This is a genomic window from Nocardiopsis lucentensis DSM 44048 (genome assembly GCF_000341125.1).
Lineage (GTDB): Bacteria > Actinomycetota > Actinomycetes > Streptosporangiales > Streptosporangiaceae > Nocardiopsis > Nocardiopsis lucentensis.
Window position 1 is genome coordinate 1 of record NZ_ANBC01000414.1, and the last position, 18,551, is coordinate 18,551.

The 18,551-nt window shown below is 72.0% G+C and carries 15 protein-coding genes; 6 read left to right on the top strand and 9 right to left on the bottom strand.

Annotated elements, in window-relative coordinates:
• Both D471_RS0114395 and fusA read right to left on the bottom strand, forming a co-directional pair.
• Positions 1 to 598: haloalkane dehalogenase (locus tag D471_RS0114395; RefSeq protein ID WP_017599256.1), on the bottom strand; the 598-nt coding region annotated here is incomplete at its 3' end.
• Between the two features lie 199 nt (positions 599 to 797).
• Complete coding sequence (gene fusA / locus D471_RS0114400) at positions 798 to 2,888, bottom strand: elongation factor G (RefSeq protein ID WP_017599257.1); 2,091 nt, start codon at positions 2,886 to 2,888, stop codon at positions 798 to 800.
• Positions 2,889 to 3,105: 217 nt separating this feature from the next.
• Here fusA and D471_RS0114405 point away from each other — a divergent pair, with 217 nt between their 5' ends.
• Complete coding sequence (locus tag D471_RS0114405; RefSeq protein ID WP_026127727.1) at positions 3,106 to 3,600, top strand: FBP domain-containing protein; 495 nt, start codon at positions 3,106 to 3,108, stop codon at positions 3,598 to 3,600.
• Between the two features lie 86 nt (positions 3,601 to 3,686).
• Here the strand turns inward: D471_RS0114405 and D471_RS0114410 are convergent, their stop codons facing one another.
• The 4 genes from D471_RS0114410 to D471_RS0114425 form a co-directional block, all read right to left on the bottom strand.
• Positions 3,687 to 3,881 (bottom strand): DUF1918 domain-containing protein, encoded by a 195-nt coding sequence (locus tag D471_RS0114410; RefSeq protein ID WP_017599259.1) that lies wholly within the window; start codon positions 3,879 to 3,881, stop codon positions 3,687 to 3,689.
• Between the two features lie 108 nt (positions 3,882 to 3,989).
• Positions 3,990 to 5,192, bottom strand: a complete 1,203-nt coding sequence (locus D471_RS0114415; RefSeq protein ID WP_051059178.1) for a hypothetical protein — start codon at positions 5,190 to 5,192, stop codon at positions 3,990 to 3,992.
• Entirely contained in the window at positions 5,192 to 5,755 is a 564-nt protein-coding gene (locus D471_RS0114420) for a DUF4365 domain-containing protein (protein ID WP_017599261.1), read from the bottom strand. Before D471_RS0114420 ends, D471_RS0114415 begins: the two co-directional genes overlap by 1 nt.
• 275 nt (positions 5,756 to 6,030) lie before the next feature.
• A complete protein-coding gene (locus D471_RS0114425) occupies positions 6,031 to 6,909 on the bottom strand; it encodes an alpha/beta fold hydrolase (RefSeq protein WP_017599262.1) in 879 nt (292 codons plus the stop codon).
• 200 nt (positions 6,910 to 7,109) lie between these two features.
• On the opposite strand from D471_RS0114425, the gene D471_RS0114430 reads away from it, so the two are divergent.
• A complete protein-coding gene (locus tag D471_RS0114430) occupies positions 7,110 to 10,451 on the top strand; it encodes a BTAD domain-containing putative transcriptional regulator (protein WP_241479626.1) in 3,342 nt (1,113 codons plus the stop codon).
• Here the strand turns inward: D471_RS0114430 and D471_RS0114435 are convergent.
• The gene (locus D471_RS0114435; RefSeq protein ID WP_017599264.1) at positions 10,438 to 12,081 is read right to left on the bottom strand and encodes a nucleotidyl transferase AbiEii/AbiGii toxin family protein; all 1,644 of its coding nucleotides are present in this window, start codon (positions 12,079 to 12,081) and stop codon (positions 10,438 to 10,440) included. The genes D471_RS0114430 and D471_RS0114435 overlap by 14 nt on opposite strands.
• A gap of 88 nt (positions 12,082 to 12,169) precedes the next feature.
• Complete coding sequence (locus D471_RS0114440) at positions 12,170 to 12,760, bottom strand: TetR/AcrR family transcriptional regulator (RefSeq protein WP_017599265.1); 591 nt, start codon at positions 12,758 to 12,760, stop codon at positions 12,170 to 12,172.
• 81 nt (positions 12,761 to 12,841) lie between these two features.
• On the opposite strand from D471_RS0114440, the gene D471_RS0114445 reads away from it, so the two are divergent.
• Positions 12,842 to 13,732 carry an oxidoreductase gene (locus D471_RS0114445; RefSeq protein WP_017599266.1) on the top strand — a complete coding sequence of 297 codons (891 nt, stop codon included), beginning with the start codon at positions 12,842 to 12,844 and terminating at the stop codon, positions 13,730 to 13,732.
• Between the two features lie 93 nt (positions 13,733 to 13,825).
• On the opposite strand, the gene D471_RS0114450 is transcribed toward D471_RS0114445, so the two are convergent.
• Positions 13,826 to 16,477 carry a penicillin acylase family protein gene (locus tag D471_RS0114450; protein ID WP_083924220.1) on the bottom strand — a complete coding sequence of 884 codons (2,652 nt, stop codon included), beginning with the start codon at positions 16,475 to 16,477 and terminating at the stop codon, positions 13,826 to 13,828.
• 332 nt (positions 16,478 to 16,809) lie between these two features.
• Between D471_RS0114450 and D471_RS0114455 the strand changes: the two genes are divergently transcribed.
• The 3 genes from D471_RS0114455 (at position 16,810) to D471_RS0114465 (ending at position 18,427) form a co-directional block, all read left to right on the top strand.
• Entirely contained in the window at positions 16,810 to 17,613 is an 804-nt protein-coding gene (locus tag D471_RS0114455) for an SAM-dependent methyltransferase (protein ID WP_017599268.1), read from the top strand.
• A 156-nt stretch (positions 17,614 to 17,769) separates the two neighbouring features.
• Positions 17,770 to 18,030 (top strand): MFS transporter, encoded by a 261-nt coding sequence (locus D471_RS0114460; RefSeq protein ID WP_017599269.1) that lies wholly within the window; start codon positions 17,770 to 17,772, stop codon positions 18,028 to 18,030.
• 1 nt (position 18,031) lies between these two features.
• Positions 18,032 to 18,427: a RidA family protein gene (locus D471_RS0114465; protein WP_017599270.1), complete on the top strand. Its 396-nt coding sequence runs from the start codon at positions 18,032 to 18,034 to the stop codon at positions 18,425 to 18,427.
• The last annotated feature ends 124 nt before the right edge of the window (positions 18,428 to 18,551 follow it).

Sequence of the window (18,551 nt, forward strand, 5' to 3'; positions counted from 1 at the left end):
CGCCGTCCAGGGGGATGGAGCGGGCCCACGTGAGCAGCGGACGCCGGCTCTCCGGGGTCGGATAGGGAGCCCGGTAGGGTGCGATCTCCTCCTCGTCCAGCGGGTTGAGGACGCCACGGGTGAAGGCGGCGTCCACGAGTCCGTTGCCGCTGAGCGCCCTCTCCCCTCCCTCCGGGGAGCGCAGGGTCTCGAAGCGCTCGCGGGCCGGGACGCTCAGCTCCGCCCAGGACATCGGCCGGATGACGGCCTCCATGAAGGCGATGCCGCGCACCCGCCCGGGGCGGCGCGCGGCCAGGTCGAAGGCGAGGGCCCCTCCCCAGTCGTGCCCGACCAACACCACCCGGTCCAGGTCCAGTGCGTCGAACCAGGCATCGAGGTAGCGCGCGTGGTCGGCGAACCGGTGGGCGCCGTCGGGTTTCCCGGATCGCCCCATGCCGATCAGGTCGGGGGCCAACAGGCGCCCGGGGGCGCCGAAGGCGGGCAGGACCTTCCGCCACAGGCGGGATGAGGCGGGGTTGCCGTGGAGGAACACGACGGGTGTCCCCTCCCCGGTCTCCTCGTAGTACATGGTCGAGTCGAGAACGTCGACGACGGGCATGTGGACTCCAATCGTTAGCTTCTCTAATGTTCGAATCACTAACGAAAATAGATCGTCAGGGAGACCAACGCAAGTGCCCGGATTCGACGCATGACCGCCCCGACACGCCCTCCGGCGCGGCCGACCGGGGCCGCGACGGGCCGGGCCGCCCGGAGCGCCACGCTCCGGGCGGCCCGGCCTCGGAGCCACACCCCGGGTGTCAGACCCCGGGGGCCGCCGTGCGCGCCTCGGCGTAGGAGTCGAACCCCATCGTGAAGCTCGCCCTGCCGGAGGTCCGGCTGCGCAGGTCACCCACGTAGCCGAACGTCTCCGCCATCGGCACCAGTGCCGACACCACCTTCGCGCCATACCGGTCCGACAACGCCCGCACCCGCCCCCGACGGGAGTTGAGGTCGCCGATCACATCGCCCATGTACTCCTGCGGGGTGGTGACCTCCACGGCCATCACCGGTTCGAGGAGGACCGGCTCCGCCCGGGCGGCCGCCTCCCGGAAGGCCGCCGTCCCGGCGATCCGGAACGCCAGCTCGGAGGAGTCCTCCGTGTGGAAGGCCCCGTCGAGCAGCGTCACCCGGACACCGGTCATCTCGTACTCCGAGAACACACCGGCCAGCATCGCCTGGCGGCACCCCTCCTCCACGGAGGGGACGAACTCCCTGGGCACCCGGCCCCCCGTCACCGCGTTCACGAACTCGTACCCGGACTCCAACGGCTCCAGGGCGATCCGCACGCGCGCGTACTGCCCCTTGCCGCCGGACTGCTTCCGGTGGGTGTACTCGACCCCGGACACGGACCTCCGGATCGTCTCGCGGTAGGCGACCCGGGGCCGGCCGATCCGGGCCGCCACCCGATACTCCCGGAGCATCCGGTTGACCTGGATCTCCAGGTGCAGCTCGCCCATTCCGCCGATGATGGTCTGGCCGCTCTCGGCGTCGGCGCGCACCCGGAAGGAGGGGTCCTCCTCCGCCAGGCGCGCGATGGCGCCGGAGAGCCGGTCCTGGTCGGCACGGGACTCGGGTTCGACCGAGACCTCGATGACCGGGTCCGGGAAGTCCATGGACTCCAGCACGACCGGATGCGCCGGGTCGCACAGGGTCTGCCCGGTGGCGGTCCGCTTCAGCCCCATGACGGCGACGATGTCCCCGGCACCCGCCGACGCGATCTCCTCGCGTTCGTCGGCGTGCACGCGGTAGACCTTGCCGACGCGTTCCCCCCTTCCCCGCGCGGAGTTGTGCACCCGGGCGCCCGTGTCGAGCCGTCCCGAGTACACGCGGACGAACGTGAGTCTGCCCAGGTGCGGGTCGCCGCTGATCTTGAACGCCAGGGCGGCCAGCGGCGCGTCCTCCGACGGCTCCCGCCCGACCACCGTGCCGGGATCGCCCGGAAGGTGACCGTGCACGACACCGGCGTCGACCGGGGAGGGCAGGTAGCGGACCACGGCGTCGAGCAGGGGCTGGACACCGATGTTCCGGTAGGCGCTGCCGCACAGCACCGGGGTGACCGTGGTGCCGCCGTCGACGGAGCCGAGGGTGGCCCGGCGGATCGCCGCGTGCAGTTGCTCCTCCGTGGGTTCCACGCCCCCGACGTACAGCTCCATCACCTCCTCGTCGTGCTCGGCGACCGCCTCCACCAGGCGGGCCCGCCACTGACCGGCCTCGACGGTCAGATCGTCCGGGAGGTCGACGACGTCGAACCGTTCGCCGTGCTCGGCCTCGGCCGACCACATGAGCGCCCGCATCCGGACGAGGTCGACCACACCGTGCAGGTCCCGTTCCGTGCCGATCGGGATCTGCAGAACCAGCGGAGCGGCGCCGAGCAGCGCGGAGATCGTGTCGACGCAGCGCGCGAAGTCGGCGCCGACGCGGTCGAGCTTGTTGACGAAGCACACGCGCGGCACTCCGTAGCGGTCGGCCTGGCGCCACACCGTCTCCGACTGCGGCTCGACACCGGCCACGCCGTCGAACACCGCGACCGCGCCGTCGAGCACCCGCAGGCACCGTTCCACCTCGACGGTGAAGTCGATGTGGCCCGGGGTGTCGATGACGTTCACGGTGTGGGTGACCCCCTCCACCGGCCAGTGGCAGGTCGTGGCGGCGGAGGTGATGGTGATGCCGTGCTCCCGCTCCTCGGGCATGAAGTCCATGGCGGTGTTCCCGTCGTGGACCTCACCGACCCGGTGGGAGACACCGGTGAGGTACAGAACGCGCTCGGTGGTGGTCGTCTTGCCCGCGTCGATGTGCGCCATGATCCCGATGTTGCGGACCGTGGCCAGTTCCGTGTGCTGGATGGCCATGGGCTGTTCCGTCCTTTCTGGGTTCGGGGTGTGGCGGCGAGCGCGCGCGAGCATGGGGACCGTCCGTACGGTCCACCGCCTGGCGGGAGCGTAGGCGGCGGACTGTGCGTGGTTCCAATGGTTTTGCGCTGCTCCGGGGTGATCCGCGCATGTGACGGCGCCGACGCGCCGAAAACCCTTTGCCCGGCGTTTGGCCAGGTTGTTAGCGTCGGTGGTCATGAAGGCTCTGACTGAGCGGGACATCCGCGGATCATTCATCAACTGCTCGAAGGGGGAGGCCCAGCGCCTGTCCCCGCCTCGGGATCTCGCGGAGCGTCCCTGGGAGCACCTGGACTTCCTCGGCTGGCGCGACCACACGGCGCACGAGCGCGCCTACCTGGTCGTCGAAGGGGAGGAGGGGCCGGTGGGGGTGGCGCTGCGCATCGTCCCCGCGCGCGACGGGTTCCGCCCGACCCTGTGCTCGCTGTGCCTGACCACCCACCGGGGCGGGGGCGTGACCCTCATGTCGGCGCCCAAGGCGGGCAAGGCCGGCCGCGAGGGGAACACGGTCGGGCTGCGCATGTGCGCGGACTTCGCCTGCTCGCTCTACATCCGGGGGCTGAGGGAGCCCGGTCCCGGGGGAGGGCGGATCGTGGAGTCGCTCACGGTCGAGGAGCAGGCCGCGCGGGCCAGGGAGAACCTCGGAGGGTTCCTGGAGAGGCTCAGGGCCTGAGGGGCGACCCCGCATGAACCTCGCGGAGGGCCGGTGGGCGTCGTGCCCACCGGCCCTCCGCGTGTCCGGAGTCCCGGGGCCGGGAGTCAGTCGCTCGGGAAGCGGGGCTCCACGATGGTGTTCGGCCCCGGGAAGATCAGCCGCTCCTCACCGTCCGGGAACCGCACGACGTACGGCGGCCCGTCGTTGGCGCCGCGCACGTCCACGATCCTGCCGCTGTGCTGTCCGTCGCTGCTGGCGACGCCGTGCGTGTGCACGTAGTCGCCGATCTTCGCCTTCATGCCGCCCCCGTTCGACGTCGGCCGCCCCGGCACCGCCGCTGGCCCCGGTCACCGGCCGTAACCAGGACCTACCCGGTCCGGTGAACCGCTGAACCGGGATGGGGCCCGCTAGGGGTTCTCCTCCTCAGAGGTCATCGGAGGATGGGCCTCGGAGAAATGACGGAGGAATCCGGTGTCCATCTCGATTTCCCCGGAAAGACGCCAGGTGCGGCGCTCGAACGAGAGATCACCGGTCACCACGAGAGGCAGCTTTCTTTGGTAGGCCATGATCGCCCAGTCGTGATCGTCGCCCTCGAGTTCGACATGGACGCTGCGTGGTTTTCCACCCACCTCGGTCAGAAGAGTCACGTCCGCCACGTCGTCCTCTCCCGGTGGAGTCTCCTCGCGTGCCAGGCTCTTCACGATCCCGACGAGTGTGACCCTGCGTGCGGGTTCCTCGCGGCGTACGAGGCGTTCCCGAAGCCGTGGTAGTTCGGCGATGGTATCCCGATCGAACACGATGGTCGATGTCCTGATGTTCTTCGGCGGAAACAGGGCGGCCCATTCGAAACGCAGGTCCAGCGAGTGGAGTCGATCCGGTCGTGTCATCTCCTCGATCGATTCCACGAGGGCGGAACTCAGGCCGAATTCCCAGGGTGTTTCGAGGATTCGCTCGTCCCATCGCAGCGCGAGACGTCGTGTGGACTCCAGCCCACGGGCGAGCGTCGTCATCACCTGCCTCGGGAAGGTGGTCCGTGCGGTGTCCCCGTTCTTTCCGTTCGCTGGTCGGGTGTCGTCGAGAAGGACCGAGACGGTGAAGACGTAACTGCCTCGCCTGGTCTGCCCGAGCTTGATGCAGTCATCGAGGAAATCCGCGACGGCCCCAGGGCGTCGACCCTTGTGAGAGTGATGCGGATCAGCTGCCGTGGTGGCGGCTGCCTTCATCATTCTGTAGAGGGAGTCAACGGTTTTTCCAGCCTGACGAAACGGTATGGAGCCATCCGTCATGGGCTGGTTGATGCGAACGAAAAAAAGATCGTAATTTGTTGCTGAGACGCGTTCTCTGAGTTCTCTCGCATCGATTTCATACACATGGCAGAGCGAATCGAGTACGTCCTTGAAGCGTGCCCGAAAATCGACGTATTCCGTGGCGAGGGGAAGCATGACCCGGGCGGAACCGAACTCCGGTGAGTCCTCGAGTCGCCATATTTCTCGAATTCCGGGTCGCCTGTTCTCCAGTTCCCAACCGTGTGCGGAGAGGAACACGGACACGGCTTCGGGGGTGAGGAAGTCGGCTGCCTCACCGATGGGATCGAGCGCGGTGGGGGTCATCAGAAGCCTCCCTCCTGCTCGCCGAGCCTCTTCATGATGCCCAGAAGCTGGTCTGGGGTAAACAGGTTACTTCGGGGCAGGTGCACGGTCCGGGTTCCACCGATCTCCTCGGTGGTCGCGAGCTCGGGTGCGGCCTGCCAGTACATTCTGCTCCGCGTTCGCAGCCCGTCCTCATCGACCGAGAGCCACTGTCCCGGACCCTCGGGAACGATCAGGACACCGAGGAAGGCGGGGACGAATCGATCGCCTCTGGTCAGCTTGCGGAACGGCTTCGCTTTCATCGGCCACGCCATGTGCCCGTCCGCGAGGTACCTGGTCTGGGTGGTGCACTTGAGCTGAAGTTCGAACTGGGGGCAGTAGAAACGGCGGTACGCGGCGGACGAGGCGATCGTGATGTCGACACCGTCGTAGTCGGTCTCGTGCGTCTTGATGGAGCACCCGGCCGCGTACGTGACCATGCGGGTGAAGGCCAGACTGAACTGCTCCTGCCGAGCGTTCATGGGCAGCTGCCCGTCAACGAGGTCGTCCTCCCCCAGGGGACCGTCGTCCTCGACCGCCGCCATCCGTCTCCCGCCGAAGTCTGTGTTGTTCCGATCACTCTAGCGAGTTCGTCGACGCCCCGAGACCCGGCGCCGCCACCGGTGCTGGGGCGGCGCCGGGTCTCGGGGCGCGCTGACCTGAGAGGTCGGTGACGCGGGTGTCGGGAGGGCCGCTGATCGCGGTGCGCAACGCGTCCGTGCCGGGCGATGGACAAGGGCGCGGCCCGCCCGCCGACCCGTTCGTCCGGCCCGCCCGAGGACGAGGGTCCGGCCCGCCCGAGGACGAGGCTCCGGTCGGCTCAGCGCGCCAGGAGGGCCCGCAGCTCCCCGACGACCTCCGCCGGGGCCTCCTCCGCCATGAAGTGGCCGCACGAGACCGTGGCGTGGTGGAGGTCGGCGGCCCAGGCGCGCCACCGGGCGGCGGCGTCGAACCCCAGCGCCGCGCCCCAGTCCTGCTGGAGCACCGTCACCGGCATGGCCAAACGGTTCCCCGCCGCGCGGTCGTGCTCGTCGTGCTCGACGTCGACGCCGGCCGAGGCGCGGTAGTCGGCGACGATCGACGGCACCGCCGCGCGGCACGCCCGCAGGTAGGCGGCGCGGACATCGTCGGGGACCGCCTCCGGGGCGTTCGACCAGGCGTCCAGGAAGGAGCCGAAGAACGCGTCCGGGGCCGCCGAGATCATCTCCTCCGGCAGGCCGGGCGGCTGCGCCATCAGGTAGAGGTGGAACCCCACGGCGGCCGACACGCCGTGCATGACGTCCCACATGTCCAGGGTCGGCAGGACGTCCAGCGACGCCAGGTGGGTGACCGCCCCCGGATGGTCGAGCCCGGCGCGGACCGCCACGAGGGCGCCCCGGTCGTGGCCCGCCAGGGCGAACCGGTCGTGGCCGAGGGCGCGGGCGAGCGAGACGACGTCCGCCGCCATCGTGCGCTTGGCGTACGTGTTCCCGTCGGTGTCCTCGGGTTTGTCGCTGTCTCCGTACCCGCGCAGGTCGGGGCAGATCACGGTGTGGTCGGCGGCCAGGTCGGCGGCGACGTGCCGCCACATCAGGTGGGTCTGGGGAAACCCGTGCAGCAGGACGACCGGGCCGCCCGACCCGCCGACGGCGGCGTTCAGGGCGACCCCGTCCGCCACGGGTACGCGCTGGTAGTCGAATCCGCTGATCGTCGGTTCCATCATGGCTCCTCGTGGTGTCGGCGCCGCTCGGTCCGGCGGCGCGCCACGAGCATGCTCCGGGCGGGTCAGCACCCGGTCAGCGGCGGATCAGCGCGCCGCCGGGGCGCGGGTCCCCAGGTCACGCGCGGATAGGTTGGGGGCCGTGGTCCGTGCGGTGCGCGCGGCGCGGACCGGAACACGGGGCTGGTACGGGGGTGGTCGTGTCGTCGGTGACGTTCGGGGTGCTCGGGCCGATCGAGGCGGCCGACGAGCGCGGGCCGATCAGACTCAAGGGGGCGCGTCACCGGGCGGTCCTGGCCCGGCTCCTGGTGGCCCGGGGACGGGTGGTGCCCGTGGAACGGCTCGCCGACGATCTGTGGGACGACCCCCCGCGCGGCGCGGTCGGCGCGATCCGCACGTTCGTCGGGGAGCTGCGCCGGGCGCTGGAACCCGACCGGCCGCCCCGGTCACCCGCGCGACTGCTGGTCACGGTCGGCCCGGGATACGCGCTGCGCACCCCGCCGGGGTCGGTCGACGCCCGGCGCTTCGAGACCGCTCTGGAGGCTGCGGGACGTCTGCTGGAGCACGGGGCGGGGGAGGCCGCCGTGGCCGAGGCCGACGGGGGCCTGAGCCTGTGGCGCGGTCCCGCCTACGCGGAGTTCGCCGACACCGACTGGGCGCGCGCCGACGCCGCCCGCCTCGGTGAACTGCGGACACTGGCCGTGGACCTGAGGGCGCGGGCGCTGCTGGCGCTCGGACGGGCGGCCGAGGCCGTGCCCGACCTGGAGGCGCAGACCACCGGCCATCCCTGGCGCGAGGAGTCCTGGCGGCTGTTGGCGCTCGCCCTGTACCGGTCCGGCCGGCAGGGGGACGCCCTGGCCGCCCTGCGCCGGGCGCGTGCGGCGTTGGCCGAGGAGTTGGGCGTGGACCCCGGCCCCGAACTCCGGCGCCTGGAGACCGACATCCTCGCCCGGTCCCCGAGCCTGGAGGGTCCCCGGCGCGCCGGACCGCGCCGCACCGGGCGGGCGCGGCCGTTCGTCGGCAGGGTCGGGGAGTTGGCGCGGCTGGAGGAGGTCGCCGACGGGGCCGTGTCACGCCGGGCTCTCGGCGTCGCCCTGGTCTCCGGTGACGCAGGAGAGGGCAAGACCACGCTGGCCGAGGCGCTCACCGGGCGGCTGGAGGAACGGGGGTGGACCGCCGCCTGGGGGCGCGGCCCCGAGCAGGAGGGGGCGCCCGGTCTCTGGCCGTGGACCCAGGTGCTCACCTCGCTCGACCGGGCCGGGCACCCGACGCCGCCGGAGGTCTCCCGGACCGTCGGGGATCCGGACCGGCTGACGCCCGGGGAGATGGCGGCCACCCGGTTCCGCTCACACCGCGCCGTCGCCGACCACCTGGCCCGGATCGCGGGCACAGCGCCGCTGCTGCTCGTTCTCGACGACCTCCAGTGGTCGGGGGAGGAGACGCTCTCCCTTCTGGCGTTCCTGGCGGGCGAGGGGATCGCCGCGCCCGTCGCGGTCGTGGGCACCTACCGGGCCACCGAGATCGGCCCGTCCCTGGCCGAGGCGCTGGGGCGGCTGGCCAGGGTCGAACCGGCCCGCGTCCACCTGGGCGGGCTCGACGCGACGGCGGTCGGGGAGATACTCCGGGCCGCACTGGACGGTCCGGTGGACGCCGCCACCGTGCGCGCCGTTCACCGGCGGACCGGAGGCAACCCGTTCTACACGGGGGAACTCGCCCGCCTGCTCCGCGACGAGGGGCCCGCCGCGCTGGACTCGGTCCCCGCCGGGGTGCGGGACGTGGTCCGCCGCCGTGTGGCCCGGCTCCCGCAGGCCAGCCGGGGTGTCCTCGGCCAGGCGGCGGTGGTCGGCCGCGAGGTCGACATGGATGTCCTGTCCGCCCTCGTCGGGGAGGAGGAGGCGCTGCGGGCGGTGGAGTCCGCCCAGCGTGAGGGTGTGATGGTCGATGCCGGGCCGGAGCGGGCGCGGTTCGCGCACGATCTGGTGCGGGACGCGCTCCGCGAGGAGGTCGCCAGCGTCCGCCGGGCCCGTTCGCACGCGCGGATCGCCGAGGTGGTCGAACGGCTGCGTCCCCACGACGCGGACGCCCTCGCCCACCACTACGTGCGCGCCGGGAACAACGCCGCGCGGGGGAAGGCCGTGCGGTACGCGCGCGAGGCCGCCGGGCGAGCCGAACGGGCCTTCGCCCCGCACGAGGCGGCCCGTCTGTGGCGGGGGGCGTTGACCGCCCACGACCGGGAGGCCGGTGCGGGCGCCGCGGAGGGCGGGGGCGACACGGAGGGCACGGGCGCCGCGGCCGGAAACGCCGTCCGGGAACGGCTCGACCTGGTCATGGGGCTGGTCCGCGCGCTCGCCTTCACGGGCGACCTGGAGAGCGCCCGCCGCCACCGGGGCGAGGCGGTCGCCATGGCGGAGGAACTCGGCGACCCCCTCCAGACCGCCGCGGTCCTCGGGGCGTTCGACGTCCCCGCGATCTGGACCGCCAACGACGACGAGGCCCTGTCCCAGCGGGTGGGGGCCGCGGCCGAGCGCACGCTCGCCGCCCTCCCGGAGCGGTTCCCGGCGCAGCGCTGCCGACTGCTCGCCACCGTCGCGATGGAACTGCGGGGCGTCCCGGGCGGGCGGGGCCGGTCGGCGGCCCACGCGGCCGAGACGATCGCCCGTGAACTGGACGATCCGGAGCTGCTCGCGTTCGCGCTCAACGCGCGGTTCATGCACGCCTTCGAGCGGCCGGGGTCGGCCGGGGCACGTGCCGACCTGGGAACGGAACTGGTCGGCCTCGCCCGGCGGCACTCCCTGGTCGGCTTCGAGGTGCTGGGCCGTCTGATCCTGCTCCAGGCGCACGCGGCGCTCGCGGATCTGGACACCGCCGACGGGCACGCCGCCGCGGCGGACCGGCTGGCCGAGGAGTACGGGATCCCGCTCGTGGGCGTGTTCACCGAGTGGTACGCCGCCCTGCGCCTCGCCGTGGCCGGGCGTGTCCGTGAGGCGGAGGCGGCGTACCGGTCCGCGTCCGGGGGGCTGCGACGGAGCGGCATGCGGGGGATGGAACGCGGGCTGTCGTCGTTCGCCCTCCTCTGCCTGCGGATCCAGAGCGGCGAGGGCGCCGGGGCCGCGCTCGCCGCCGGGGAGGCGGGCGCCGCCGGCACCGGGCCCTTGACGCCCTGGGTCCGGGCACTCGACCTGGCGAGCAGGGGTGAGCTCACCGCGGCGGCCGAGACGCTTCCGGCGGACTCGCCACCGGACCTGCTGCGGGAGGCCCGCACGGTCCTCGCCGCGCTGGTCGCGCTCCGGACGGGTGACCGTGCGGCGATGGAACGGGCTCACGCATCGTTGCTCCCCGCCGCCGGGGAACTCGCGGGTGCGCAGACCGGACTGCTCACGCTCGGTCCCGTGGCCGGGTATCTGGGCGCGTTGGCCGAGGCTCTGGGCAGGCCGGACGAGGCGGAGCGGCACCGACGGCGGGCGCTGGCGGTCGCCGAGCGCGCGGGCGCCCCGCACTGGGCGGCCGCCGCGCGCCGGGCGCTCGGGCTCAGTCCTTCCTGAACGACGGGGCCACGGCGGTCTCGAACCGGGTCAGCCAGGTCTCGGCGTCGCCCCCGACCCACGGGCACTCGCGCACGAAGTGCGCCCACTCCTGCTCCAGGGCGGGGAGTTCGCCGGACTCGCGCAGATACCGCTCGTCCACCTCCTCGGCGTTCACGCCCATCTCCTCCTCCATCACCGGTCCCAGGACCCTCATCAACAAGTCGCGGGACAGGGACGAGTTCTCGGCCAGGAGCACGGCGTCGTACAGGTCCTTGCCCTGGGGGTAGCCGTCCGTGTACAGCCACAGGACCTTCCACGCCAGGGAGAGTTCCGGGCTGGCCGCGAGGACCTCCGCCGACCCGACCCGTGCGTGGACGGGCGGCTCCGGCATCGGTTCGTGGAACACGATGTCGACCTGCACCGTGCCCTTGGGCAGGTGCTCCCACGACCACGGGACGACGATCCGGCGTCCCTCGGCGCGCTCATAGGTCCAGATGCTCTCCGTCCGCGCCTCGTCGGCGTGGAACCGGAGGCCGGGCAGGTTCGTGACGGCGCCGTCGAACGCGCCCGCCAGGTCGTCGAGCATCCGGGAGGCGTCCTCACCGACCGGTTCCATGTCCGCCGGGACGACGACGAAGTCCAGGTCGCGGGCGCGCCGGGCGGCGTCGCCGACCCACATGGGCATGAGCATGCTGCCGCGCAGGACCAGGTGGTCGCGCCACCGCGTGCCCGCGATCACGGCCAGCGCCTCCTCCATGGCGCATCGGTGGGTGTTCCACCAACGGGCGGCGAGCTCCGGGTCGTCGAACACCGGCTCGCCGGGCCGGTAGGCGTGCTGGTACTGCTTGAGCGCCGGGTCGAACACCTTTTCCTGGCTGGCGTGCGGTCCGGCGGTGTTCGGCAGGTAGGTGTCGGGGTAGCGATCCTGCGACCAGGCCCGGGGAGACGACCGGACGGAGGACCCGGCCCCGGCCGACACCGGGGCGGCGTCCATCCACCCGGCGTCCAGGTCGAGCGCGCTGTCGTACACGACGAATTCCCGCTCGATGCCGAGGACCCTGGTCTCCGGATCGGCGTCCTCGGGCCGCCACGCCCAGGCCAGGCCCTCCGCCCTCAGCGCCGTCTGGAGCTGGTCCAGGAGGGCCCTGGCTGTGGACAGCCCCACCCGTGAACAGCGCTGGGTGACGAACCGCTCCTGGTAGCCGTCCTCGCGGACCCGTCGGGCGTTTCGGGAGAACCGGGCGAGGTGCGGTTCGACGAGCCGCGAGAGCGCGTCGAGATCCGTGTCCGGGGCGAGCAGCAGCTTGATGTGGTGCTCGAAGTAGCAGTGGGCCGGGAGGGCCAGTGCCTCCTCGCGGTTCCTGGGGACGCCGACGTTGGACTGGGAGACCTCGATCTTGGCGCGGGTCACTCCGAATCCGCCCTCGGCCAGGCGGTCGGTCCACTTCTCGGCCACCGCGATCTCCCCACTGAGCGTGCCGTGGCCGTGGTAGGTGACCATGGGCTGGGAGGCGGAGGCGCCCCGGTCGAGCTCGATGTGGGTGAACTTCAGTCCGTTCTCCCGCGCCCACGCTGCCGCCTCGTCGACACGCGCCGGTGTGGGCGCGTCGAGCGTCAGGTGGGTCTCGAAGTCGCCGGGAAACTCCATGGGGCCTTCTTCTCCGGTTCTGCCGGTGATGGGTTCGCCACCCTGGGACGTGTCCGGTCGCGGTGTGGTTCCGGCGGACCGGTTCACCTCAGCGCGGGGCGATCCCGTTGTAGAGGACCCCCATCACGTCGGCGAGGTACACCTCGACGTCGGCGGGGTCGGCGTCCGCCTTGAACATGACGAAGCCGTGCAGGGTGGCGGACACGGTCATCGCGATGGTGAGGGGGTCCCCCTCGGCGATCTCCCCGGCGGCCTGGCCCTCCCTGATCGGACTCACCACCGAGTCGAGCATGCGCTCGACCGCCGCGGCGAGCTGTTCGGAGACGTCGGGGTCGTGCTTGCGCGTGTACATGAGGTCGAGCAGGGCGGGGTGCTCGACGGCGAAGTCCACGTAGGTCCGGGCCAGCCTGATGAGGTTCGCGAGGGTGTCGTCCCCGTCCTCGACCTTGGCCGTGCCCTCCATGCGCTCGGTGAGCCGCTCGAACCCGGTGAGCGCCAGGGCGTCGATCAGGGCCTGCTTGTCCCTGAAGTGGCGGCTGGGCGCGGCGTGGCTCACACCCGCCTCACGGGCGAGCTCGCGCAGGGACAGCGCGGCCGGTCCGCGCTCGGCGAGGGCGCGTTCGGCGTTGGCGAGGAGGACGGCGCGCAGGTCACCGTGGTGATAGGGGCGGTCAGGCATGGCTCCAGCATAGGTCGGGTGTTTCCGCTGCCAGCATTGTTGTCATTGACAACTTTAAGATGGCTCGCCTACGGTGGCGCGATGGACACGAAAGCGGTCACGATCCCCGACCTGAGCGGCCGTACGGCGGTCGTCACCGGAGCCAACAGCGGCCTGGGCCTGGAGACCACGCGCGTCCTCGCCCGCAAGGGTATGCGGGTGGTGATGGCGGTGCGCGACGAGGAGAAGGGTCGGACCGCCGCGAAGTCGGTCGACGGCACCACCGAGGTGCGTCCCCTCGACCTCGCCGACCTGGCGTCGGTGCGCGCGTTCGCGGAGGGGTGGGACGGGCCGATCCACCTGCTCGTCAACAACGCGGGCGTGATGGCCCTGCCCCGCTCGTACACGGCGGACGGGTTCGAGACGCAGTTCGGCGTCAACCACCTCGGCCACTTCGCCCTCACCAACCTGTTGTTGACCCACGTCACCGGTCGGGTGGTGACGGTCTCCTCCGGCCTGCACCGGGCGGTGCGCGGCATCGACTTCGACGACCCGAACCTGGACTCCGGTTACACGCCGGGCCGCGCCTACGCCCAGTCCAAGCTCGCCAACCTGCTGTTCACGCTGGAGCTGCAGCGACGACTGGAGGCGGCGGGGTCGCCGGTGCTCGCGACCGCCGCCCACCCCGGGTACGCGGCCACCAACCTCCAGAGTCACGCCGCCAACCCCCTCGCCCGGGCACTGATGGCCGTGGGGAACAGGCTGATCGCCCAGAGCGGGGCCGTCGGAGCGCTGCCCACGATCTACGCCGCCACCCAGGACGTGCCGGGGGCCGCGTTCGCCGGACCCACGAAGATGGGGGGAACACGCGGCGTCCCCGGCCTGTGCAGCCGGAGCGAGGCGGCGTGGGACTCGATCGCCGCGCGGCGGCTGTGGACGGTCTCCGAGGAGCTCACCGGGGTGGAGTTCCCCGACCTGGCGCGGACTGACTGAACCGATGCGCTGAACCGGTCCGCCGAACCGCCTCGCCCCCCGTCCGGCCGGAGAGCGCCGGACGGGGGGCGAGGCTGTGGTGCTCCGGGTCGGTCACGGGACGAGGGTCAGCTCGTCCACCGCGGCCTCCTCCACCCCCTCCCGGGAGACGGTGAACGGCAGGGTCTCGCCCGCCGCCCACGCCTCCATCTGGTCGTCGTAGTTGGGGTGGAAGGCGTGCCCGGAGTTGCCGGTCAGGTGGATCCAGGTGGAGGCGTCCCGGTCGGCGAGGTCCACGACCATGCGCATGGACGGCACGGCGACGATCTCATAGCCCTCGGTCGCGTTCCATCCGGTGGCGTTGACGATGCTGGACCCGCCCGAACTCTCCACCGGGCCGCGGTTGAGCAGCCACTCGACCGGACCGATCCCAGAGGTGCCGAAGGACTGATTGGTCGCGGTCAGGGTGTGCAGGTCGCCCCAGCGCCAGTCGGCGGGGTCCTCGCCCAGGCGCTCGGTCAGCTCCTCGGCCGCGGCGTCCATCGCGGCGGCCAGGACCTCGTCGCGGCCGTCGGCGGTCTCACCGTCCCACCAGGCGGACTCGGGGTCGGTGAGGAGCTCGTTGACCACGTACATGCCGCGCGAACTGCCGCTCATGGTGACGCCGTCGCCCAGCTCGTCGAAGAGCAGTGGCAGCAGGTGGCGCCAGAACGCCTGGTAGAAGGCGGCGCCCGCCGAGTCGGGGCCGGTGTGGCCGTCCCAGTTCCGCAGCAGGTCCTGAGCCTGGGCCGTGACACCGTCGACCTCGACCTCCAGCAGGTGGGGGAGGGTCCCGGCGGCGGCCAGGTGGTAGGAGTCCATGTGGATCGCGGACATGTCCTCCGAGGTCACCGGACCCTCAGTGATCGCCTGGTCGATCAGGTCGTTGATCCGCTGGCTCCGGTATCCGTAGTCCCAGTCGTCGGTCAGGTGGTGGGGGTACTCGGCGTCCACCAGGGACTGGTTGGCGGTCACGATCACCCCCGAGTCGGGGTTGTACACGCTGGGCAGCGCGTCGAAGGGCAGGTAGTCGCCCCAGTCGTAGGCGGAGTCCCAGCCGGGGACGGGCCAGCGGCCGTCGCCCTCGCCGCGCACGGGGACGCGGCCCGGAGCCTGGTAGCCGATGTTGCCCTCGGCGTCGGCGTAGACGAGGTTCTGCGCGGGGACGTCGAAGCGGCTGGCGGCGTCACGGAAGTCGTCCCAGTCGCGGGCGCGGTTGATGGCGAAGATGGACTCGACGGTGGTGCCGGGCTCCAGGGCGGTCCACCGGAGGGCTACGCCGTACTCGGAGCCGTCCGCGCCGTCGGGGGAGTCCGGCGCCTCATCGTCCGACTCCACGGGTTCGGCGACCTGCGGATTCTCGGTGACGGGGGCGAGGTGCGATCCGGCCTCGGCGTCGGAGATCAGCGGTCCGTGCCCGGTCAGGCGGACGGTGATGTCGACGTCCTCGCCGCCGGCGACGGCGATCGTCTCCTCGATGACCTCCAGGGGCACGCGCTCACCGTCCACGACGTAGTGGTCGCCGTCGATCCGCTCCACGTAGAGGTCCATGACGTCGGGGTTGAGGTTGGTCAGGCCCCAGGCGATGGACTCGTTCTGGCCGATGACCACGCCGGGCAGACCGGAGAAGCTGAACCCGGTGACGTCGTAGGGGCAGGCGTCGGTGATCTCGTCGCAGTGCAGTCCGATCTGGAACCAGGTGGAGGGCATCGACGCGCCCAGGTGGGGGTCGTTGGCCAGGAGCGGCAGGCCGGACTCGGTGTGCTCGCCGGAGACCACCCAGGAGTTGGAGCCCAGGTCGGGGCTGGTGGAGGGGCCGAGCAGGCCGGGGATCGCCTCGGAGATCCGGTCGAGGCCGTCGACGGCGGAGAGGGCGTCCTCGGGCAGGTCCGGGGGAGTGGTGTCCGGCGTCGCGTCGGGTGCGGCGGCGGTGTCGGTCGGGGCGGCGCCGGGGGCGCGGCGCTCGTCCGCCATCGGGGCGTCGGTCCCGGAGTCGGCCTCGGCGCCGTTGAGCTCGTCGGTCGCGGTGATCGGCGTGTGCTGATCGACGGGGTAGGCGGGGTAGAGCTCGTCGATCTGGTCGCGGGTGAGGCCGGAGGCGAGGAGGACGGCGCGCTCGGTCTCCTCGCGGAGGTTGCCGCCGAGGTCCCAGGCCATGGCCTTGAGCCAGGCGAGGCTGTCGGCGGGGGTCCAGGGCTCGATGGCGTAGTCGTCGGCGGTCACGGCGAGCAGACCGTGCTCCAGGCTGGCGGCGGTGCCCTCGTGCTCCTCGATCCAGGCGTTGACGCCCTCGGCGTAGGCGTCCAGGTGGCCCCGGGTCTGTTCGTCGAGCAGGTCGTACTCCTGCTCGGCGACGCGGCGCCAGCCCATGGTGCGCAGGTAGGCGTCGGTCTCGACCTGGTCGGGGCCGAACAGTTCGGCGGTCCGGCCGGCGGTGACGTGGCGGCGGAAGTCCATCTCCCAGAAGCGCTCCTGGGCGTGGGTGAACCCTTGGGCCATGAAGAGGTCGTGCGAGGTCTCGGCGTAGACGTGGGCGACGCCGTACTCGTCGCGCAGGACGGTGACGGAGGAGTCGAGTCCGGGGAGGGTGAGCTCGCCGGAGGTCTCCGGGAATGAGCGGCGCACGGCCCATATCCCCAGGAGTGTGGCTATCAGGGCCAGCGCCACCACGGCTGCGAGGGAGCCCAGAAGTACGCGAACGAGGACACGGCTGCGCAAGACACTCATGCGGGAACACTAGGGTGCGCGGCGTCACGTGATCCAGGCCTCTGGGGCGGTCGATCCAATTGTTACCTACGGGTAAACGCGGAGTGGTGGAGGTTTCCCACGTTCCGGAGTCGTCCGGCCCGCTCGCCCCGGCCTGTCGTCGCGCCGTGCCAGACTCCGTCGCGTGATCGGGGCCCCGGTTGGGGCGTCCCCGCGGAGAGCGGCCACCTTCCCCGCAGCGTCCCGGATCACGCCGCCGGGATCTTCGCCCGCGGCGCCTGAAAGCCCTGTGGTGTAGGGGATCGGGGTGGTCTAGGTTGGCCGCGAACGACGGCCGACGAACGAAGGACTCCATGACCACCCCCTCCTCGCCCCACCCCCTGGACACGTCGGTTCCGCACTCCGCGCGCGTGTGGAACTACTGGCTGGGCGGTAAGGACAACTACCCGGCCGACCGGGCCGTGGGCGACCAGATCCGTGACGCCAACCCGATGATCGCCGAGATCGCCGTCGCCCAGCGGGCGTTCCTCGTGCGCACGGTCCGCCACCTGGTCACCGAGGCCGGTGTCGACCAGTTCCTCGACGTGGGCACCGGGCTGCCCACCGCCAACAACACCCACGAGGTCGCCCAGGCGCACGACCCGGCGGCGCGGATCGTCTACGTCGACCACGACCCGCTCGTGCTCACGCACGCCCGCGCCCTGCTCACGGGCAGCCCGGAGGGCGCGACCGACTACGTCGACGCCGACCTGCACGAGCCCGAGCGAATTCTGCGGGAGGCCGCAAAGACGCTGGACCTGTCCCGTCCGATCGCGCTGTTGCTCCTGGGCGTCACCGCGCACGTGGTCGAGGACGAGGAGGCCTACGCCGTCGTCCGCCGACTCGTGGACGCCCTGCCCAGCGGCAGCTACCTGGTGCTGTGCGACGACACCAACGTCATCGCCCCCGCCGAGATGGACGAGATGATCCGGCAGTGGAACGAGGCCGGGGAGAACCCCCGGGTCAACCGCACGCCCGAGCGGATCGCCGGGTTCTTCGACGGCTTGGAGCTGCTGGAGCCGGGTGTGGTCTCGGTGACCGAGTGGCGCCCGGAACCGGCCGAGGTGGGCACGGTCCGGCCCTTGGACGACTTCGGCGGGGTCGCCCGCAAGGGGTAGGGCCGCGCTGGACGAGTCCCCCGTCGGCTCCCGCCGGATCGACCTGGTGACGCGCCGGGCCGAACTCGCCTGGCGGCGCGAGGTCGGAGCGCGGACGCCTCAGGCGGAGACGACGTCCGGACGGACGCCCCCCGTGGCCGTCGCGCGTGGTTCGCGGTGTCGGCAGCGGCGCTGGAAACGTTCGCGTTCCCCGGTTCTATTCCCGTCGCCGCCGTCGCGGCGCTCGTCGTGCGGGGGCTGGCATACGGCGGGGTGTCGGTGGGTTCACAGACCTGGACGCCGCAGCACGCGTCGGAGGTTCCCGAGGCCGCGACGGCGCTGCTGGCCCGCGCGTTCAACCCGGCCATCGCGTTGGGCGCGCTGCTGGGCGGCCGGGTGGCCGACGGGTTCAGGACATCGGATTCACGGAGGAACTGACATGGCACACACGCTGAGCAACCCCGAGGGCCTGCACGACCCGGTGTCGTTCGGGTACTCGCACCTGGCCGAGACCTCCGGAGAGCTGGTGGTCGTCGCGGGGCAGTACGCGTCCGACGCCAAGGGCGGGGTGGCGGTGGAGGACTTCGCCGGGCAGGTGGAGCTGGCCTTCGCCCACCTGGGCACGGCACTGGAGGCCGCGGGGCTGGGGTACAGGCACGTCGTCCGGTTGGGGACCTACGTCGTCGACCACGACCTGGGCAGGCTGGAGGTCCTCGGGGAGCGCGTGCACGCGATCTGGGGTGGGAAGCCGCCCGCGCAGACCCTGTTGGGGGTGGCGACGCTGGCGCTGCCGGGGATGCTGTTCGAGGTCGACGCGTTGGCCGTTCGGGATTGACCTGATGTTCGCTGTCCCGCTCGGGCGGTGGCCGTGACGGTCGCCGCCCGAGCGCTCACGGCGTCTAGCTGTTCGAGGAGCCGTTGGTGGCGAGGTAGACGCGGACCAGGCTGGCGAGTTCGTC

Bases quoted from the DNA above. Each gene is read 5' to 3' on its own strand.
- D471_RS0114465 (WP_017599270.1), top strand. From the start codon at position 18,032: ATGGCACACACGCTGAGCAACCCCGAGGGCCTGCACGACCCGGTGTCG.
- D471_RS0114445 (WP_017599266.1), top strand. From the start codon at position 12,842: ATGGACACGAAAGCGGTCACGATCCCCGACCTGAGCGGCCGTACGGCG.
- D471_RS0114405 (WP_026127727.1), top strand. From the start codon at position 3,106: ATGAAGGCTCTGACTGAGCGGGACATCCGCGGATCATTCATCAACTGC.
- D471_RS0114435 (WP_017599264.1), bottom strand. From the start codon at position 12,081: ATGGAGTTTCCCGGCGACTTCGAGACCCACCTGACGCTCGACGCGCCC.
- D471_RS0114455 (WP_017599268.1), top strand. From the start codon at position 16,810: ATGACCACCCCCTCCTCGCCCCACCCCCTGGACACGTCGGTTCCGCAC.
- D471_RS0114450 (WP_083924220.1), bottom strand. From the start codon at position 16,477: ATGAGTGTCTTGCGCAGCCGTGTCCTCGTTCGCGTACTTCTGGGCTCC.
- D471_RS0114410 (WP_017599259.1), bottom strand. From the start codon at position 3,881: ATGAAGGCGAAGATCGGCGACTACGTGCACACGCACGGCGTCGCCAGC.
- fusA (WP_017599257.1), bottom strand. From the start codon at position 2,888: ATGGCCATCCAGCACACGGAACTGGCCACGGTCCGCAACATCGGGATC.
- D471_RS0114415 (WP_051059178.1), bottom strand. From the start codon at position 5,192: ATGACCCCCACCGCGCTCGATCCCATCGGTGAGGCAGCCGACTTCCTC.
- D471_RS0114420 (WP_017599261.1), bottom strand. From the start codon at position 5,755: ATGGCGGCGGTCGAGGACGACGGTCCCCTGGGGGAGGACGACCTCGTT.
- D471_RS0114425 (WP_017599262.1), bottom strand. From the start codon at position 6,909: ATGGAACCGACGATCAGCGGATTCGACTACCAGCGCGTACCCGTGGCG.
- D471_RS0114440 (WP_017599265.1), bottom strand. From the start codon at position 12,760: ATGCCTGACCGCCCCTATCACCACGGTGACCTGCGCGCCGTCCTCCTC.